This window comes from Pseudomonas serboccidentalis (assembly GCF_028830055.1).
GTDB classification, from domain to species: domain Bacteria; phylum Pseudomonadota; class Gammaproteobacteria; order Pseudomonadales; family Pseudomonadaceae; genus Aquipseudomonas; species Aquipseudomonas serboccidentalis.
The window spans coordinates 1,095,423-1,111,411 of the sequence record NZ_CP101655.1; the positions used below are offsets into that span (position 1 = coordinate 1,095,423).

The following is a 15,989-nucleotide window of genomic DNA, read 5'->3' on the forward strand; positions in this document are numbered from 1 at the left end:
ACGATCCTTCGGGCTGAACAGTGAGACAACTCACTATAGACCGTAGGACTTTTTCAGCCTTTTGCTTCAGGTCTGGCAGCGCGGGCAGAACACACTGGCCCGCTGACCGAGCTTCACTTCGCGCAGACCGGTGCCGCAGACCTTGCAGTGTTCACCGCCACGGCCATAGACAAACAGTTCCTGCTGGAAATATCCCGGCTGCCCGTCACCGCCGATGAAATCGCGCAACGTGGTGCCGCCACGTTCGATGGCGGCGGCGAGGATGCGTTTGATCTCGATCGCCAGCTTCAGATAACGCGCCCGGGAAATGCTCTTGGCCTCGCGGCGCGGATCGATTCCGGCGGCGAACAGCGCTTCGGTCGCATAAATGTTACCGACGCCGACCACCACCGCGTTGTCCATGATGAACGGCTTGACCGCCATCGAGCGCCCGCGCGACAGCTGGAACAGGCGCTCGCCGTCGAACAGATCGGTCAACGGTTCCGGCCCGAGACGAATCAACAGTTCGTGATTGAGCGGATCGGTGCTCCACAACATCGCGCCAAAGCGACGCGGATCGGTGTAGCGCAGGGCCAGCCCGGATTCCAGCTCGATATCGACGTGCTCGTGCTTCAACGCCGGCAGCCCGACCTCCACCAGACGCAGGTTGCCCGACATCCCCAGGTGACTGATCAGCGTGCCGACCTCGGCGTTGATCAACAGGTACTTGGCCCGCCGTTCGACCAGCACGATGCGCTGCCCGGACAGACGCACATCAAGGTCTTCGGGGATCGGCCAGCGCAGCCGGCGATCACGCACGATTACCCGGCTGACGCGCTGGCCTTCCAGGTGTGGGGCAATGCCCCGGCGGGTGGTTTCGACTTCCGGCAGTTCAGGCATGGCGTCCTCGAATCAATGCGCGCCGAGGTCGCGGATCGTTTGTTTGAGGGTTTCGAAATCGTAGTCCGACAGGCCCACGTAATCGAGAATCAGCGCCCCGATGCTGTTCCACTCATGGTCTTCGGTCTGATTGCCCAAGACCCGATAAGACGCACAGATGTGTTCGGACATCTTGAGAATCGCCAGCAGATTCTTCATCTGGCTGTTACGCGAGGACTCGTCGCTGAAAATCGCCAGCGCGTTGTGGTGATTGGCGATGGCGGCGCTGACGTGTTCCGGCAGGCGCCACGACTTGGCGGTGTAGTAACCGACCACCGAGTGGTTGGTGTTGAACTCGGCGTTCTCGGTGTCCACCACCCGGCACTCGGCGCTGGCATTGGCGTAAGCCGTTTCCAGCACCGACATGTAGTTGGGGAACCGTTGCAGCATCAACGGCACGCCACAATCGTGGAACAGGCCCAGTGCATAAGCTTCGTCGCCAGCCTGGGTGCCGATGCGCTTGGCCAGGGTCAGACAGGTCATCGCCACGTCCTGGGCGGTGTCCCAGAAACGGTTGAGGGTGACGATGGTGTCGTCGTTCATCTCGCCCTTGATCGACTGCGCATTGATCAGGTTGATGATCGAACGGCTGCCCAACAGATTCACCGCACGCTGGATCGAAGTGATCTTGTTGCTCAGGCCGTAATAAGGCGAATTGACGATTTTCAGCAGAGAACCGGACAGGCCGGGATCCTGGGAGATCAGCTTGGCGATCACCTCCAGGTCCGGGTCGGGCATGTACTGCTCCATTTGCAGATCCACCATGATCTGCGGCTGCGCGGGCACGCTGATGCCCTGCAGGGATTGTTGAATCTGTTCGGTGGTCAGCTCTTGGGACATAAGTACACACTCTGGGACAGGCGGCGATTCTAACCTCTAAAAACCGCACGACGACACACCAGTGGGCAATTGTCAGGAACTTTCATTCACGCCCTGGCTTCGGATTTTGTAATGCCGATCGGACAATCGAGCACCGGCTCGGCGGCAAATTCCCACAGACTCAGGAGCTTATCGATGGCCACTCCCCTCAACGGCAAACGCGTCGCCATTTTGGTAACAGACGGTTTCGAACAGGTCGAATTGACCGGTCCCAAGCAAGCACTGGAGCAGGCCGGCGCCCAGGTCGACATTCTTTCCGCCGAGGCCGGTAAGGTCAAAGGCTGGAACCACGACAAACCGGCGGACGACTTCAAGGTCGACCAGACCTTTCAAGGCGCCAGCAGCGAGCAGTACGACGCGATCGTCCTGCCGGGCGGCGTGCAGAACTCCGACACCATCCGCATCGACCAGGACGCCCAGCATCTGGTCAAGACCGGCGCCTCTGCCGGCAAACCGATTGCGGTGATCTGCCACGGCGGCTGGTTGCTGATTTCCGCCGGGCTGGTCAACGGCAAGACCATCACCAGTTACAAGACGCTCAAGGATGACCTGGTGAATGCCGGGGCCAACTGGGTCGATAAAGAAGTGGTCAAGGACGGTATCCTGATCAGCAGCCGTCAGCCGGATGATATACCGGCATTCAACAAGGAGTTGATCGACGCGCTGTCTGCGTAGTTCTCAGGACTGCCTTCGCGAGCAAGCTCGCTCCCACACTGGTCTGTGCCGGTCACAAATCCCCTGTGGGAGCGAGCTTGCACGCGAAGAGGCCATCTGCGTTTCATCGCACTCCAATCCCGGCACCAGCCCCAACACGGTATACTCCCGCTCTTTTTTCCGGAGCGACGTCATGTCCCTGCCTAGCCTGCGCCTCAAAGCCAATGCCGACCGTCGCCTGCGCAACGGCCACTTGTGGGTCTACAGCAACGAAATCGATGTGGCCGCCACGCCACTGCACGGCTTCAAGGCCGGCGATCAGGCGATCCTCGAAGCTGCTGGCGGCAAGCCGCTGGGCATCGTCGCCATGAGCCCGAACAACCTGATCTGCGCTCGCCTGCTGTCACGCGACATCAAACTGCCGCTGGACAAATCGCTGCTGGTGCATCGCCTGAACGTCGCCCTGTCGCTGCGCGAACGCCTGTTCGACAAGCCGTTCTACCGCCTGGTCTACGGCGACTCCGACCTGCTGCCGGGTCTGGTGGTCGACCGTTTCGGCGACATCCTCGTGGTCCAGATCGCCTCGGCGACCATGGAAGCGCATAAAGATGACGTGATCGCCGCTCTGACCCAAGTGCTCAAGCCAAGCGGCATTCTGTTCAAGAACGATTCCGCTGCCCGTGATGCCGAAGGCCTCAACCGCTACGTCGAAACCGTGTTCGGCCTGGTGCCGGAGTGGGTCGCCCTGGAAGAAAACGGCGTGAAGTTCGAAGCGCCAGTGATCGAAGGCCAGAAAACCGGCTGGTTCTACGACCACCGCATGAACCGCGCCCGCCTGGCTCCGTACGCCAAAGGCAAACGCGTCCTTGACCTCTATAGCTACATCGGTGGCTGGGGCGTGCAGGCGGCGGCGTTCGGCGCCAGTGAAGTGTTCTGCGTCGACGCGTCGGGCTTCGCCCTCGACGGCGTTGAGCGCAACGCTGCGCTGAACGGCTTCGCCGACAAGATGACCTGCATCGAAGGCGACGTGTTCGAAGCCCTGAAAGAGCTCAAGGCCAGCGAAGAACGTTTCGACGTGATCGTCGCCGACCCACCGGCGTTCATCAAGCGCAAGAAAGACATGAAAAACGGTGAAGGCGCCTACCGTCGTCTGAACGAGCAAGCCATGCGCCTGCTCACCAAGGACGGCATCCTGGTCAGTGCTTCGTGCTCGATGCACCTGCCGGAAGACGATCTGCAGAACATCCTGCTGACCAGCGCCCGCCACCTGGACCGCAACATCCAGATGCTCGAGCGCGGCGGTCAGGGCCCGGACCACCCGGTCCACCCGGCCATCGCCGAAACCCGCTACATCAAGAGCATCACCTGCCGCCTGCTGCCTAACAGCTGATTGGCAAACAAAACGGGGAGCCCAAGGGCTCCCCGCTTGCTGTCTGGCGATGCAACGTCGCCGAATATCTGCTCTCTCTATGCCGTCCTACCTATAACTTCCCAAACAAGTGAAGGAAATTTCCCTGCGCACTTGATTTACCACCCTATAACTTACAAATATTCTTTAGTCGTGCGACCACTCCGACAAAATTACTGGAATTTTCCTACTTAATAATCACTTGCCAATAACTCATTACAAACTATGATTAAGTTGTCACCACGAGGTGGCACTCACTATCACTGAACATGGAGTTCACACTATGAAAGCAATTACTCTGGAAGCTAACAAAATCGCAAACCTGGCTTTTCTGGTTGCCCCTAAAACCCGCTAAGTAAGGTGGACGCTGGGGAGTGCCGGCACCCCAGCGTCCTTTCGACTTTGTCCAGAGCGAAGAGCTAACATGCACATCAATCCTTATTTATTCATACTGCCGCGCACGCCCGGACTTATTGTCTGGAACTACAAAGAACACATTCAATATGAGCTCGATATCGACTACTCATCGAGACTCGCCAAACTTATTCACGACCCGAACCAGTTTGACAGCCGGAACACCATAGACATACAACTATTAAACACCAACATACTGACCATTACTAAAATAGACAGTCCCGAATGGGGCTGGGATGAACTATCGAAGATTTATCATATCGGCACACAGAACATTCCCTGTGAACAAGTGCCGCAGAATATCCATGAGTGGTCCCGACAATACCTGGATCACTGCAACGAAGTACTGGCCGCAGAAGCGCCTGACACGGAGCGCCCGGCTCAGAGCGTCGAACGGCGCATCATGCTGCCTGCCCCCATCACATTGACCGAAAGCAGCCTGGGCAATGCACTGCTGCAGCGAAAGACCTGCCGCTCCTTTACCGGTGAAGCCATCACCCTCGAAACCGTTGCCACGTTGCTGTACCTCTCGCTCGGTTATCTCGACGAACGGGAAAATGATCGCGATGCGAGCATCGTCCCAGGCCTCGGCGCCCGGCGTAGCAGCCCCTCGGGTGGCGGGTTGAACGCCTGCGAAGGTTTTGTTCTGGCGCAGAACGTCAGCGGCCTGGAACCCGGCATTTACGCCTATCACCCGGCCGAGCATGCCTTGACGCCGGTCGGCCCTCTGCCCGAGCCGGCGCTGGGTCATCTGCTGGCCGGGCAACACTTCATCAACAACTTGCCGTTGGGGCTGTTCATCACAGCGCGCTTCGACAAGCTCTGGTGGAAGTACCAACACTCGCGGGCCTACCGCATGGCCTTCGTCGAAGCCGGCCACCTTTCACAGTCATTCCAGCTGGTGGCCACGGCCCTGGGCCTCAACACCTGGCTGACAGGGGCATTCGGTGATCATCAGGTCGAAACCCTGCTGGGTATCGAAGGCAGCGCCGAACAACCGCTGTTCTTTGTCGGCTGTGGCGCGAGCGAAGGCCAGGCGATGTGTCAGGAAATGCAGGATCTGCTCCGGGAGACGCAAGCATGACGGCACCACTGGCAGATCCATCTCCGGCACCCGTTTCCTGGGCGCACCGATTTACCCTCGGCGACTGGAACAGCCACGCCTCGGTACGCGCCAGCCACCACGACTACCTGTTGCCACCCGACGTGCAGCAACAGCTGCAAACCCGTTTCTGGTTCCCGCCGGCCTTTCTGCCGTACTTGGCGCACCCTGCCATCCAGGCCGCAGGTGCAACTGTCATGCACCGCCTGACCGCTAATCATCTGGTGCATTTTCTCGACTACACCACCCTGCTCGAACACCGCATCGTCAACCGGGCGGTGGAAACCATCGTCCACGGCGAATTGCCTGTCTACGTCCCGCCACGGATGAAAACTGCAGCGCTGCAGCTCTATACGGATGAGGGCTACCACGCACTGTTTTCTGATCGACTCGCCAGCCAGATCGCTGACTTGCACGGTTTCAGCGCACGTCCGGTGATGCCTTTGCGAATCACCCGAATGAACGCCCTGATTGCCCGCACTGCCGAAAACAACCGCCCGCTGGCATGGTTTCTGCTCGGCTTCGTCTCGGAAACCATCATCGCCCGGGAGCTGCTGGAGGTCTGCCGCGAAACGCTGGTCACCAGCGTGAACGACATGCTGCGCGATCACCTGAGTGATGAGGCCCGCCACAGTCGCTACTTTTGCGAGGTGTTCCATTATCTGTGGCTGACCCTGAACAGCCGCCAGCGCACCTTCACCGCCCGAACCCTGGTGGATGTCATCGGGATTTTCTTCGAAGTCGATGAACGCTGGCTGCGGCAGAGCCTGCGGGACGCCGGCATTGCCGACGTCGACGTGGCGCAGATCGTCGGCGGTCTGGCGACCGCGCAGGCCAACCGGCAACGAGCACGATCAGGTGCCGGCGCCACGCTGCAGGCACTGGAGAAGGCAGGTTTCTTTGCGCTGCCACATAACCGCAAACTTTTTGCCAAGGCAGGACTGATCGATGAATAACCGAGCGCACACAGGCAATGCCCGACAACGCCGCGGCGCCGTCAGTCTGCTGCTGGCCATGGTCCTGCTTGGGGTGTTCCCGCTGGACGTGCTGCTGCCCTCGTTCCCTGCATTGGCCGAACACTTTCGCAGCACCCCGTCGGACATTGCGCTGTCGATCAGCCTGTTCGCCGTGGGGATTGCGTTTGCACAGCTGTTGATCGGGCCACTCTCCGATGTGATCGGGCGCAAAGGCCTGCTGCTCGCAGGCATGGGGGTGTCGATGCTGGGAGCACTCGGCTGCACCATGACCCGCGACTACACCCTGTTCCTGGCCTTCAGGTTGTTGCAGGCACTGGGTTGCGGCTGCTTCGTGCTGTCTCAGGCGCTGGTCCAGGACCTGTTCGACGGCGAGGAGCGCGATCGCTTGCGCATCCTGATGGTGACCGCGACGGGGATCTTCATTTCAGTGTCGCCGCTGGCCGGCACCTTTCTGCAGGCCACTCTCGGCTGGCGTGGCAGTTTCTGGGTGTTCACCGCACTGGCAGCGGCGGTGCTGATCAAGGCCTGGTTTTTTCTGGATGACAGTCATCGCGTCGTCCGCAACACGCCCCTGAACTTCCTCAATGCGTATCGCCGGGTGCTGGGCGATTTCGAGTTCGTCGGTTACTGGCTCATTTCCGCGTTTGCGTTTGCCTGCCACTTCTCCTTCATCGTCATCTCACCGCTGATTTTCATGGATCAACTGCAGCTGTCGGCCTATGAGTTCTCGCTGATTCTGCTGGTCTATGGTGCGGCCTATATCGTTGGCGGTATTGCCGCTGCGCTGTTGAGCCGACGTATCAGCTCCGTGCAACAGATCGTCGCGGGGTTGAGCCTGATCCTGCTGGCGGGGCTGGTGATGCTGTTCATGACACAGCACTTCGCGCTCTCGCCAGCCACGGTGCTGATTCCGATGCTGATCTGTACCGCCGGCACCACTATTGCGCGGCCGGCCGCCACCTCTCGAGCCATGGGCCTGTTCCCGGAAAACGCCGGTACTTGCGCCTCGGCCGGCAGCACGATCATTTTCATCTGCGGCGGATTGATCAGCGCGCTGATCAGCCTGAGCCCGAGCAACCTGCAAGCGACCCTCGGGTACTGCTTTGTCCTGCTCAGTTGCATCGCACTGGCCTTGAACAAGCGAATCAGCCAGCGCGCCAGAGTCCTCGAAAGCAGCGCCAACGCCACCACGACCGGCGATTGAGCCTGCCGGTCGTCATGCCACACGCACCGTCGGCACTGGAACAATGCTTTGCGCCATTCCCTCCAGACGCCAGCGGTGTAGAATCGGCTGATTCATCGCCATTCATCCCCCGGCGGGTTTATGAGCTCAGGCTGAGGCAAGCGGCGATCCCGCAAAGTCATCGGCCACTTCCGGACACACGGCCATTTCTGAGTGTTCCAGACGTCAATAGAAGCTCACTTCCCTTTTGATACCTGATTAGCCGCCCGGAGTGCTCCATGCCAGATTACCGTTCGAAAACATCCACCCACGGCCGCAACATGGCCGGCGCCCGCGCACTGTGGCGCGCCACCGGGATGAAAGATGACGACTTCAAGAAGCCGATCATCGCCATTGCCAACTCCTTCACCCAGTTCGTTCCGGGCCACGTGCACCTCAAAGACCTCGGTCAACTGGTGGCCCGTGAAATCGAACGCGCCGGTGGCGTCGCGAAAGAATTCAACACCATTGCCGTGGACGACGGCATCGCCATGGGCCACGACGGCATGCTCTATTCGCTGCCGAGCCGCGAGATCATCGCCGACTCCGTCGAGTACATGGTCAACGCCCACTGCGCCGACGCCATCGTCTGCATTTCCAACTGCGACAAGATCACCCCGGGCATGCTGATGGCGGCTCTGCGCCTGAATATTCCGGTGATCTTCGTGTCCGGCGGTCCGATGGAAGCCGGCAAGACCAAACTCGCTTCCCACGGCCTCGACCTCGTCGACGCCATGGTGATCGCCGCCGACTCCAGCGCTTCTGACGAGAAAGTCGCCGAGTACGAGCGCAGCGCCTGCCCGACCTGCGGTTCGTGCTCCGGCATGTTCACCGCCAACTCGATGAACTGCCTGACCGAAGCCCTGGGCCTCGCCCTGCCAGGCAACGGTTCGACCCTGGCCACCCACAGCGACCGCGAACAGCTGTTCCTGCAGGCCGGCCGCACCATCGTCGAGCTGTGCAAGCGTTACTACGGCGAGAACGACGAATCGGTGCTGCCACGCAACATCGCCAACTTCAAGGCGTTCGAAAACGCGATGATGCTCGACATCGCCATGGGCGGTTCGACCAACACCATCCTGCACTTGCTGGCTGCCGCCCAGGAAGCCGAGATCGATTTCGACCTGCGCGACATCGACCGTCTTTCGCGCAGCGTGCCGCAACTGTGCAAGGTCGCGCCGAACATCCAGAAGTACCACATGGAAGACGTGCACCGCGCCGGCGGCATCTTCAGCATTCTCGGTTCGCTGGCCCGTGGCGGCCTGCTGCACACCGACCTGCCGACCGTGCACAGCCGCAGCATGGAAGAAGCCATCGCCAAGTGGGACATCACCCAGACTACCGATGAAGCGGTGCACCACTTCTTCAAGGCAGGCCCTGCCGGCATCCCGACCCAGACGGCGTTCAGCCAGTCGACCCGTTGGGAAACCCTGGACGATGACCGTGAAAACGGCTGCATCCGCAGCTTCGAACACGCTTACTCGAAAGAAGGTGGCCTGGCCGTGCTGTACGGCAACATCGCCCTCGACGGCTGCGTGGTGAAAACCGCCGGCGTCGACGAGTCGATCCACGTCTTCGAAGGCAACGCGAAGATCTTCGAAAGCCAGGACAGCGCCGTGCGCGGCATCCTCGCCGACGAAGTGAAGGAAGGCGACATCGTCATCATTCGCTACGAGGGTCCGAAAGGCGGCCCGGGCATGCAGGAAATGCTCTACCCGACGTCGTACCTGAAATCCAAAGGTCTGGGCAAAGCTTGCGCACTGCTCACCGACGGTCGTTTCTCCGGCGGTACTTCGGGCCTGTCCATCGGTCACGCTTCGCCAGAGGCTGCGGCCGGCGGCGCAATCGGTCTGGTGCAGGACGGCGACAAAGTGCTGATCGACATTCCGAACCGCTCGATCAACCTGTTGGTCAGCGATGAAGAACTGGCTGCACGCCGGGTCGAGCAGGACAAGAAAGGCTGGAAACCGGTCGAGCAGCGTCCACGCAAAGTGACCACCGCCCTCAAGGCCTACGCCCTGCTGGCGACCAGCGCCGACAAGGGTGCCGTGCGTAACAAGGCGATGCTCGACGGGCTGTAAGCCTTAAGCGTCGAACACAAAAATGCCCCGCCAATGTGCGGGGCATTTTTTTGCCTGATGATTGAAACTCAATCCCCTGTAGGAGCTGCCGAAGGCTGCGATCTTTTGATCTTGATCTGTAAAGGCAAAAGATCGCAGCCTTCGGCAGCTCCTACAGGGATGGGGGTGTTACTGAATCTCTTCAGGCTTGACGATCACCCAGTTCTTGTCCGCCGTCACCGGCAAACCTTCCTTGGCCTGCGCCGCCGCGTGCTTGGCCATCATGCCGTTGAGCTGAGTCATGTATTTGTCCTTGCGGTTGACCCACAAGTGAATACCGCCCTTGGCCACATCCACATCGTGGAACAGCATGTAACCGTCGCTGCTCGGGGTGTCGCCGCCCACCAGTACCGGTTTTTTCCACTCGTCGATGTAGGTCAGGATCGCCGCGTGCTTGCCAGCCATCCAGGTCGCCGGGGTCCACAGGTACGGGGTCAGTTCGAGGCCGAGGTTGGCCTTCTCGTCATACTTGCCCGCCGTGATCTGCTTGCGCGCAGTGGTCAGCTCGCCGGTTTCGCGGTTCTTCAGCAACGTGGTCACGCCGATCACGTTTTGCGGTTTGACGTTGTAGCCGTACTTCGGATCAGCCGCGACCATGCGCACCAGCTCTTCGGAGGCGGCGGTCATCACGTAGACCTCGATGCCGTTCTCCATCAGCTTGTTGTACAGCTCGGCCTGGCCGGTGAAGACTTTCGGTGGCTGCACGTCGAGATTCTTCACCACATCGCCATCGTAATAAGTCGCCGGCACCGGTTTACCCGACGCCATCAACTCATCGACGTAGCCTTTGAGTTCCTTGAGGGTGAAGCCGGAGAACACCTGCGCCACCCACGGGTAGCAGACCATGTCGTCGACTTCACACAGGCGATAGTAGTAGCTGAACAGGCTTTCCTTGTGGTCGGCGGTGTCCTTGAATGGCATCAGTTTCAGGGAGGGATCGAGCTTGTCGCGGGTGATCAGACCCTTGTTTTCCATGAACGGCAGCAACGACTCTTCGAGGTCGTAGCGGTAACTGGTGTTGTCCATGTCGAACACCGCGTAGTTACCCTTGTTGGCGTTGGCCGCGATCATCGCGTCCAGTGCCTTGGCCTGATCCGCCGGCCAGTGTTTCAGGTCGGTGGCGAACGCCTGACCCGCCAGACCCAACCCTAACGTCAGTGCGACAGCGAGAAACTTCGGTGCAAACTTCATTGGCGCTTTCTCCCCTGATGTAAAGACATCGACGCTAACAAATAAGTGTGACAGTCCTCGTCTGTCAGCGACCGCTCGCGTCCCTATCGCGCCATTTGCATTCCTGAGAACGACTCGCGCTTATTCCAAAAGCGACTATCACCATGCGTTTTCGGTATTAATTCATTGGAAATCAAGCTGTTAGGCTTACCGGTTCGCAGTTGCCCCAGAAGGCGACTGGCACAAGTCTTATCGGAGTGTTCATGAATCTGCCGCTGATCCTCAATCTGCTGGTGTTCCTTGCCCTGCTCTTCGGTCTGGCGCAAACCCGCCACACCACCTGGAGCCTGGCGAAAAAAGTCCTGCTCGCGCTGGGTCTGGGCGTGGCGTTCGGTGTGGCCCTGCACAGCATCTATGGTGCCGGCAATCCGGTACTGAAAGCCTCGATCGGCTGGTTCGATCTGGTCGGCAACGGCTACGTGCAATTACTGCAAATGATCGTCATCCCGCTGGTGTTCGCCTCGATCCTCAGCGCGGTCGCGCGCCTGCACAATGCCTCGTCGCTGGGCAAGATCAGCTTCCTGACCATCGGCACCCTGCTGTTCACCACTGCGATTGCGGCGCTGATCGGCATCGGCCTGACCAACCTGTTCGGCCTGACCGCCGAAGGCCTGGTCGCCGGCACTCAGGAAATGGCCCGCCTGCAAACCATTCAGACCGACTACGCCGGCAAGGTCGCCGACCTGAATGTGCCGCAGCTGCTGCTGTCGTTCATCCCGCAGAACCCGTTTGCTGACCTGGCCCGGGCCAAACCGACCTCGATCATCAGCGTGGTGATTTTCGCCGCGTTCCTGGGGGTTGCTGCGCTGCAGCTGCTCAAGGATGACGTCGAAAAAGGTCAGAAAGTGATCAACGCCATCGACACCCTGCAAGCCTGGGTGATGCGTCTGGTGCGTCTGGTGATGAAGCTGACCCCGTACGGCGTGCTGGCACTGATGACCAAAGTGGTCGCCGGTTCCAACCTGCAGGACATCATCAAGCTTGGCAGTTTCGTCGTGGTCTCGTACCTCGGCCTGGGCCTGATGTTCGTGGTGCATGGCCTGCTGGTGTCGGTGGCCGGGATCAACCCGCTGCGTTTCTTCCGCAAGATCTGGCCGGTGCTGACCTTCGCGTTCACCAGCCGCTCCAGCGCGGCGAGCATTCCGCTGAGCATCGAAGCGCAGACCCGTCGGCTGGGGATTCCGCAGTCGGTGGCGAGTTTCGCCGCTTCGTTCGGCGCGACTATCGGACAAAACGGCTGCGCCGGCCTGTACCCGGCGATGTTGGCGGTGATGGTTGCGCCAACGGTGGGCATCAACCCGCTGGATCCGCTGTGGATCGCGACGCTGGTGGCGATTGTGACCTTGAGTTCGGCCGGTGTGGCCGGTGTCGGTGGCGGCGCGACGTTTGCCGCACTGATCGTACTGCCGGCGATGGGTTTGCCGGTGTCACTGGTGGCGTTGCTGATTTCGGTGGAGCCGCTGATCGACATGGGTCGTACGGCGTTGAACGTGAGTGGTTCGATCACGGCGGGCGCGATTACCAGTCAAGTGATGCAGCAGACGGATAAAGAACTGCTGGATGCGGATGAGCATGCGGAGCTTGCTCAGGCTTGATGTAAAGCAAGATCAAAAGATCGCAGGCTTCGCCAGCTCCTACAGGGGAAATGCGTAAACCTTGTAGGAGCTGCCGCAGGCTGCGATCTTTTAAGCTTTTTCCCAGACTTCGAAGTTGTACGCAGGCTTGTCGCCCTCAGCCGGATTCGGCACGTTCGACACCAGTTTCCACTGGTTCAGATCAAACTCCGGAAACCACGCATCGCCCTCCGGGCTCAGCGCCACACGAGTCAGGTACAGACGATCGGCCTGCGCCAGCCCTTGCGCATACAACTGCGCGCCACCAATCAGCATCAGCTCATCGACACCCTGCGCTTTCGCCCATTCCTCGGCGCGAATCACGGCGGCTTCCAGTGACGGATACACCTGCGCCCCTTCCAGCACCAGGTCTGGCTGACGGCTGACCACGATGTTCAAACGGCCCGGCAACGGACGACCGAGGGAATCCCAGGTCTTGCGGCCCATGATGATCGGCTTGCCGAGGGTCGTGGCCTTGAAGTATTTGAAGTCCCCCGGCAGGTGCCAGGGCATGCTGTTGTCGACGCCGATCACCCGGTTTTCACCGAGGGCTGCGATCAGGCTGAGGGGGAGTGATTTAGTCATGCCGGCGAGGATACCAGAGCCTCGCTTGACCCGATAAGCGCCACAGCGGTTATGCTCACGGCTCAATTGAGCAACGGAATAGCGCGTGACTGAACTGACTCCACTGCAAAACCTCTGGCTGACCGAAACCATTCGCCTGCGCGAAGAACACGCCGGGCCGCTGGAGGACCTGGAAGCCAATCGTCTGGCCCGCGCGGCCGGCGGCGATCTGCCGAGCCGCATTCAACGCCGGGCGACATGGCTGGCCGAGCGCGACGGACTGAGCGCTGCGCTGACTCACTGGCTCCAAGGCGCACGTCTGGCGCTGGTGCTGCTGATGGCCTTCGCGGTACTGAGCGGCGCCGGACTGGCCTTCGCCGCACTGAGTCAGACACCGGTCAATGTGTTCTGGGCCTTGGGCAGCCTGCTCGGGCTGAATCTGATTCTGCTGCTGAGCTGGGCGCTGGGACTGATCTTCGCCGGCGAACACGGCGCCACTCTTGGCCGCTTGTGGCTGTGGCTCAGCGAAAAATTCGCCCGTGACACCAAAGCCGCACAACTGGCACCGACCCTGCTGTTGATGCTGCAACGCAAAAAACTCAACCGCTGGGCGCTCGGCACACTGGTCAACGGTTTGTGGCTGCTGGCGATGCTCAGCGCGCTGGTGTTGCTGCTGACGCTGATGGCGACCCGGCGCTACGGCTTCGTCTGGGAAACCACCATTCTCAGCGCCGACACCTTCATCAACATGACCCAGGCCCTCGGCACGTTGCCGACGCTGCTCGGGTTCAACGTGCCGACTGTGGAGATGATCCGCGCCAGTGGCGACGCCGCGCTGGGCATCGAAAGTGCGCGTCAGGCCTGGGCGACCTGGCTGGTCGGCGTGCTGGTGGTCTACGGCGTATTGCCGCGCCTGCTGCTGGCCGTGTTGTGTTTCTGGCGCTGGCGTCGCGGCAAAGCCGCGCTGAGCCTGGACCTGAACCTGCCCGGCTACGCCCAGTTGCGCGAACGACTGATGCCGACCAGCGAACGCCTCGGCATCAACGACGCGGCGCCGGAACAGTTGCATCGAGTCGAAAGCCACGTCAGCGAACATGCGAGCGACGGCGCCCTGCTGGTGGCCATCGAACTCGACGACCAGCGCCCATGGCCACCGGCCCTGCCGAAAACCGTGAGCAACGCCGGGATTCTCGACAGCCGCGAATCGCGCAACAAACTGCTCGAACAACTCAGCCGCTTCCCTGCGGCGCGCCTGTTGATCGCCTGCGATCCTCGGCGCTCGCCGGATCGCGGCAGCCTCGCGCTGATCGCCGAACTGGCGCGCAACGCCAGCGCCACCCGTGTCTGGCTGCTGCAAGCGCCGCCCGGTGAAGCGCTGGACAGCGCCCGCCTCGGCGACTGGCATGTGGCGCTGCAACAGCTTGAGCTGGAGTTTGCCGATTGCGCGCCGTTGAACTGGCTGGAGAGCGGTCATGACTGATGCCCGTAAAGCGCCGCTGAAACTTGCGGTGGTCGGCCACACCAACGTCGGCAAGACCTCGCTGCTGCGCACCCTGACCCGCGATGTCGGTTTCGGCGAAGTCTCGCATCGCCCGAGCACCACCCGGCATGTCGAGGGTGCGCGATTGTCGGTGGACGGCGAGCCGTTGCTCGATCTCTACGACACGCCCGGGCTGGAAGACGCCATCGCTCTGCTGGATTTCCTGGAGCGTCTGGAGCGCCCCGGCGAACGCCTCGACGGCCCGGCGCGACTGGCACGGTTTCTCGACGGCAGCGAGGCGCGCCAGCGTTTCGAACAGGAAGCGAAAGTGCTGCGGCAACTGCTCGCCTCTGACGCCGGACTCTATGTGATCGACGCCCGCGAACCGGTGCTGGCCAAGTACCGCGACGAACTCGAAGTGCTCGCCAGTTGCGGTAAACCACTGCTGCCGGTGCTCAATTTTGTCAGCAGCGCCAGCCATCGCGAACCGGATTGGCGCGAAGCGTTGGCGCGGCTCGGCCTGCATGCGCTGGTGCGCTTCGACAGCGTTGCACCGCCGGAGGACGGCGAGCGGCGCCTGTACGAAAGCCTCGCGTTGCTGCTGGAAAACGCCCGGCCGCAACTGGAGCGGCTGATCGCCGATCAACAGGCCCAGCGTCTGGCGCGCCAGCAAAGTGCGGCACGCTTGATCGCCGAACTGCTGATCGATTGCGCCGCGTGCCGGCGCAGTGTGGTCAGCGACGCCGAACAGGAACAGCAAGCAATCAGCGAACTGCGCAAAGCCGTGCGTCAACGTGAACAGAAATGCGTCGAGGCATTGCTCAAGCTCTATGCGTTTCGCCCGCAAGATGCGGCAGCCAGTGATCTGCCGTTGCTCGACGGGCGTTGGGGCGATGATTTGTTCAACCCGGAGACCTTGAAGCAACTGGGAGTGCGCGTCGGCGGCGGGATTGCGGCAGGCGCCGCCGCCGGGGCTGGCGTGGATTTGCTGGTGGGCGGCATTACCCTCGGCGCTGCGGCTTTGGCCGGTGCAATCGCTGGCGGCGCGCTGCAGACCGCGCGCAGTTATGGCAGCCGCTTGCTGGGCAAGATCAAGGGCCAGCGGGAATTGACCGTAGATGACGGCGTGTTGCGGTTGTTGGCATTGCGTCAGCGGCAGCTGTTACTGGCGCTCGATCAGCGCGGGCATGCGGCGATGGACGCGGTTCAGGTGGCAACACCGCAGGACAAGACCTGGCGCGAGGGCAAGTTGCCGGATGCGCTGAGCAAGGCGCGGGCGCATCCGCAGTGGTCTTCGCTCAATCCGCATGCGAAGTTGAATCAGGCGGAGCGGCAGGAGCAGATTGATTTGCTGGCAGCAGATTTGTAGCGTCTGATCTGGCGCCATCGCGAGCAGGCTCACTCCTAC

13 protein-coding genes are annotated in these 15,989 nt (G+C 61.0%); 9 read left to right on the forward strand and 4 right to left on the reverse strand.

Annotation, left to right across the window (positions count from 1 at the left end; translation table 11 throughout):
- Positions 1-66: 66 nt before the first annotated feature.
- Both mutM and NN484_RS05055 read right to left on the reverse strand, forming a co-directional pair.
- Positions 67-879: a bifunctional DNA-formamidopyrimidine glycosylase/DNA-(apurinic or apyrimidinic site) lyase gene (gene mutM, locus NN484_RS05050; RefSeq protein ID WP_003229159.1), complete on the reverse strand. Its 813-nt coding sequence runs from the start codon at positions 877-879 to the stop codon at positions 67-69.
- A 12-nt stretch (positions 880-891) separates the two neighbouring features.
- Entirely contained in the window at positions 892-1,704 is an 813-nt protein-coding gene (locus NN484_RS05055; protein WP_174823755.1) for an HDOD domain-containing protein, read from the reverse strand.
- Between the two features lie 228 nt (positions 1,705-1,932).
- Here NN484_RS05055 and NN484_RS05060 point away from each other — a divergent pair, with 228 nt between their 5' ends.
- From NN484_RS05060 to ilvD, 6 genes are all read left to right on the forward strand, one after another.
- Positions 1,933-2,472 (forward strand): type 1 glutamine amidotransferase domain-containing protein, encoded by a 540-nt coding sequence (locus NN484_RS05060; RefSeq protein WP_127647945.1) that lies wholly within the window; start codon positions 1,933-1,935, stop codon positions 2,470-2,472.
- 172 nt (positions 2,473-2,644) lie between these two features.
- The gene (locus NN484_RS05065) at positions 2,645-3,841 is read left to right on the forward strand and encodes a class I SAM-dependent rRNA methyltransferase (RefSeq protein WP_102358738.1); all 1,197 of its coding nucleotides are present in this window, start codon (positions 2,645-2,647) and stop codon (positions 3,839-3,841) included.
- Positions 3,842-4,283: 442 nt separating this feature from the next.
- Positions 4,284-5,357 (forward strand): SagB family peptide dehydrogenase, encoded by a 1,074-nt coding sequence (locus NN484_RS05070; protein ID WP_274658679.1) that lies wholly within the window; start codon positions 4,284-4,286, stop codon positions 5,355-5,357.
- A complete protein-coding gene (locus NN484_RS05075; protein WP_215500637.1) occupies positions 5,354-6,331 on the forward strand; it encodes a diiron oxygenase in 978 nt (325 codons plus the stop codon). Before NN484_RS05070 ends, NN484_RS05075 begins: the two co-directional genes overlap by 4 nt.
- Positions 6,324-7,556 (forward strand): multidrug effflux MFS transporter, encoded by a 1,233-nt coding sequence (locus tag NN484_RS05080; RefSeq protein WP_274658680.1) that lies wholly within the window; start codon positions 6,324-6,326, stop codon positions 7,554-7,556. Before NN484_RS05075 ends, NN484_RS05080 begins: the two co-directional genes overlap by 8 nt.
- A gap of 257 nt (positions 7,557-7,813) precedes the next feature.
- Positions 7,814-9,655 carry a dihydroxy-acid dehydratase gene (gene ilvD / locus NN484_RS05085; RefSeq protein WP_007964170.1) on the forward strand — a complete coding sequence of 614 codons (1,842 nt, stop codon included), beginning with the start codon at positions 7,814-7,816 and terminating at the stop codon, positions 9,653-9,655.
- Between the two features lie 168 nt (positions 9,656-9,823).
- Here the strand turns inward: ilvD and NN484_RS05090 are convergent, their stop codons facing one another.
- A complete protein-coding gene (locus tag NN484_RS05090) occupies positions 9,824-10,885 on the reverse strand; it encodes an HAD family hydrolase (RefSeq protein WP_127647950.1) in 1,062 nt (353 codons plus the stop codon).
- Between the two features lie 242 nt (positions 10,886-11,127).
- Here NN484_RS05090 and NN484_RS05095 point away from each other — a divergent pair, with 242 nt between their 5' ends.
- On the forward strand, positions 11,128-12,519 hold the full coding sequence (locus tag NN484_RS05095; RefSeq protein WP_127647951.1) for an L-cystine transporter: 1,392 nt from the start codon (positions 11,128-11,130) through the stop codon (positions 12,517-12,519).
- Positions 12,520-12,609: 90 nt separating this feature from the next.
- Here the strand turns inward: NN484_RS05095 and NN484_RS05100 are convergent, their stop codons facing one another.
- Complete coding sequence (locus NN484_RS05100; RefSeq protein ID WP_127647952.1) at positions 12,610-13,122, reverse strand: dihydrofolate reductase; 513 nt, start codon at positions 13,120-13,122, stop codon at positions 12,610-12,612.
- 85 nt (positions 13,123-13,207) lie between these two features.
- Between NN484_RS05100 and NN484_RS05105 the strand changes: the two genes are divergently transcribed.
- Positions 13,208-14,581 carry a DUF2868 domain-containing protein gene (locus NN484_RS05105; protein ID WP_215500634.1) on the forward strand — a complete coding sequence of 458 codons (1,374 nt, stop codon included), beginning with the start codon at positions 13,208-13,210 and terminating at the stop codon, positions 14,579-14,581.
- Positions 14,574-15,950, forward strand: coding sequence for a GTPase/DUF3482 domain-containing protein (locus tag NN484_RS05110; RefSeq protein ID WP_215500633.1), 1,377 nt, complete (start codon positions 14,574-14,576; stop codon positions 15,948-15,950). Before NN484_RS05105 ends, NN484_RS05110 begins: the two co-directional genes overlap by 8 nt.
- Positions 15,951-15,989 lie beyond the last annotated feature (39 nt).